The organism is Lutibacter sp. (assembly GCF_040883305.1).
In the GTDB taxonomy this organism is placed as follows: domain Bacteria; phylum Bacteroidota; class Bacteroidia; order Flavobacteriales; family Flavobacteriaceae; genus Lutibacter.
The window spans coordinates 1-3,217 of sequence record NZ_JBFLKT010000347.1; the positions used below are offsets into that span (position 1 = coordinate 1).

A 3,217-nucleotide genomic window follows, 5' to 3' on the forward strand; every position below is an offset into this window, starting at 1 on the left:
AGGTGCATCAAGAGAAGCGTCTTCGTCTCTTGATTATTATGATTTTAAAGAAAGCGAAGTAAAAACTATTATTCCAAAAGTATCTAATTTTAGTGTTGCTGCTAATGGCAAGAAAATACTTGTTATGCAAGGGAGGAAACTTGCTGTTATTGATATTAAAGAGAATCAAAAAATAGATAAGACAGTTCCTACTCAAAAGATGGTTATGAATGTTGTTCCTAAAGAAGAATGGAAACAGCTATTTAATGATGTTTGGAGATTTGAGCGCGACTATTTGTATGATCCTAATATGCATGGTGTCGATTGGGATGCTATGAGAATTCGTTATGGTCAATTAATTGAACAGTCTAATTCACGCAATGATGTAAATATAATTATTGGAGATCTTATTGCAGAGTTAAATGCATCTCACACATATACCGGTGGTGGTGATATAACACCTGCAAAAAGAATGAATGTTGGTTATTTGGGCGCAGATATAAGTTTAGAAAATGGTTATTATAGAATTAAAAAAATAATCTCTGGCGCGCCATGGGATGTTGAAGTAAGATCACCGTTGGCAAAACCTGGCGTAACAGTTAAAGAAGGAGATTATATTTTAGCTGTAAATGGACTTCCTATTGATACTACAAAGCCAATATCGGCTGCTTTGCAAGGTCTTGCTGATGCTACTGTACAAATTACTGTAAATAATATGCCATCACTTTTAAAAGCGAAAAAGGTAATAATTAAGCCTATGGGTTCTGAAACTAGATTGCGTCATTTAGCATGGATAGAAAGTAATCGCAAACGGGTAGACGATGCAACCAATGGTAAAATAGGGTATATATATGTTCGTAGTACGGGTCGTGATGGTCAAAATGAGTTGATTCGACAATTTTATGCTCAAATGAATAAAGAAGGTTTGATTATAGATGAACGTTTTAATAGTGGTGGGCAAATACCTGACAGATTTATTGAATTACTAGATAGAGACCCTTTAGCATTTTTTGCCGTTAGAGATGGTAAAGATTGGGCATGGCCACCTTCCGGTAATTTTGGTCCTAAAGTGATGCTTATTAACGGTTTTAGTGGTTCAGGAGGAGATGCGTTTCCAGATTATTTTAGAAAAAGAGGTCTTGGTCCGTTGATTGGAACTCGTACTTGGGGAGGATTAATTGGAATTTCAGGAGCACCTAGTTTAATTGATAATGGACGTATTACCATGCCTACTTTTAGAATGTATGATCCTGATGGTGTTTGGTTTAAAGAAGGACACGGTGTGGATCCTGACATAGAAGTTATTGAAGATTTCCAACAATTAGCTAATGGAACTGATATACAATTAGAAGCTGGGATTAAGGAAGTTTTAAGATTATTAAATAGTGATAAAAGTTTTAAAATGCCTAAACGACCAGATTATGAAAAACGTAATTAAGTGTTATAAGCTATTTTAACTACAATAGGATAATTAAAAACATGAGTAGAAAAAAGATTAGAGTATTTATAATATTTTGTGGTTTATTAAGTATGAACGTAAGTATTTATGCTCAAAAGAGTACTGTTAAAAGTGAAGTTAATCAGATAGTAGAATTTAAGATTGATAGTATTATTTCATTATTAACTTTAGAAGAAAAAGTTGCTATGTGCCATGCACAATCAAAGTTTTCAACACCCGGAGTAGGACGGTTGGGAATTCCAGAAGTCTGGATGTCTGATGGCCCTCATGGAGTTCGAGGTGAAATAAATTGGGATAATTGGGGATATGCTAAGTGGACTAACGATTCTATAACTGCTTTTCCTGCGCTAACTTGTTTGGCCGCAACTTTTAACCCTGCATTATCTAAAAAATATGGAAAAAATTTAGGTGAAGAAGCTTTATATAGAGAAAAGGATGTTTTATTAGGTCCGGGAGTAAATATTTATAGAACTCCAATGAATGGACGTAATTTCGAATATATGGGAGAAGATCCTTTTTTAGCTTCTAAAATGGTAGTACCTTATATTCAAGGTGTTCAAGAAAATGGAGTTGCTGCATGTTTAAAGCATTATGCATTAAATAATCAAGAAAAATGGAGAAATCATATTAATGTTAAAGTTAGTGATAGGGCATTGAATGAGATTTATTTACCTGCTTTTAAAGCAGCTGTTACCGAAGGTAAGGTTTGGAGTGTAATGGGAGCTTACAATCAATTTAGAGGTCAGTATACAACGCATCATGAGTTATTAATGAATAAAATTTTAAAAGGAGATTGGGAATTTGACGGGGTTGTTATTTCAGATTGGGGTTCTGCTCATAATACAAAAGAAGCGGCAATTTATGGTTTAGATATGGAGATGGGAACTGGAACAGACGGATTGACTTCAACTTCATTAAATGCGTATGATAACTACTATCTAGCGCACCCTTTTTTAGAAATGATTAAAGATGGGGAAATAGATGAAATGATTGTAGATGATAAAGTTCGTAGGATTTTGCGTTTAATGTTTAAAACTAATATGAACAAACATCGTGGTTTTGGAAGCATTAATAATATTGAACATCTTGAAGTTGCACGCGAAGTGGCAAGTGAAGGAATTGTACTGTTAAAAAATAGCAATTCATTTTTCCCTATAGATTCAACAAAAAAAATGACCATTGCAGTTATTGGAGAAAATGCAACGCGTAAAATGACAGTTGGCGGAGGTTCTTCAGAATTGAAAGCTAAAAATGAAATTTCACCACTTAAAGGATTGCAAGAAAAATATAAAAATGCTACAATTGTACATGCAATGGGATATGCTTCTGGTCCGCCAGCTTACGGTGAAGTTATTGCATCAGAATTAGATGCTGAAGTATTGAAGAACGAAGCGATTGAAGTCGCTAAAAAAGCGGATATAGTGCTATTTTTTGGAGGTTTAAATAAAAATCATCATCAAGATTGTGAAGGTGGAGATCGACTAGATTTTGGACTTCCTTTTGGACAAGAAGCACTTTTAAATGAATTAATTAAAGTGAATAAAAACATTGGTGTTGTTTTGATAAGTGGAAATGCAGTAGCAATGCCTTGGTTATCTAAAGTAAATGCAGTTATGCAAGGTTGGTATTTAGGAAGCGAAGCAGGAAATGCATTAGCATCTGTTATTAGTGGAGCTATAAATCCTTCAGGAAAATTACCTTTTTCCTTTCCAGTACAATTAGCGGACAATTCAGCACATCATTTTGGTGAAATTTCATATCCTGGTAATGGAGTATATC

General features: G+C 34.2%; 2 protein-coding genes. Both read left to right on the plus strand.

Annotated elements, in window-relative coordinates; all coding sequences use genetic code 11:
- Nucleotides 1–1,417 (plus strand): PDZ domain-containing protein (locus AB1Z17_RS11180; RefSeq protein ID WP_368051876.1); only part of this gene is annotated, 1,417 nt, incomplete at its 5' end.
- A gap of 41 nt (nt 1,418–1,458) precedes the next feature.
- Nucleotides 1,459–3,217 (plus strand): glycoside hydrolase family 3 protein (locus AB1Z17_RS11185; RefSeq protein ID WP_368051877.1); only part of this gene is annotated, 1,759 nt, incomplete at its 3' end.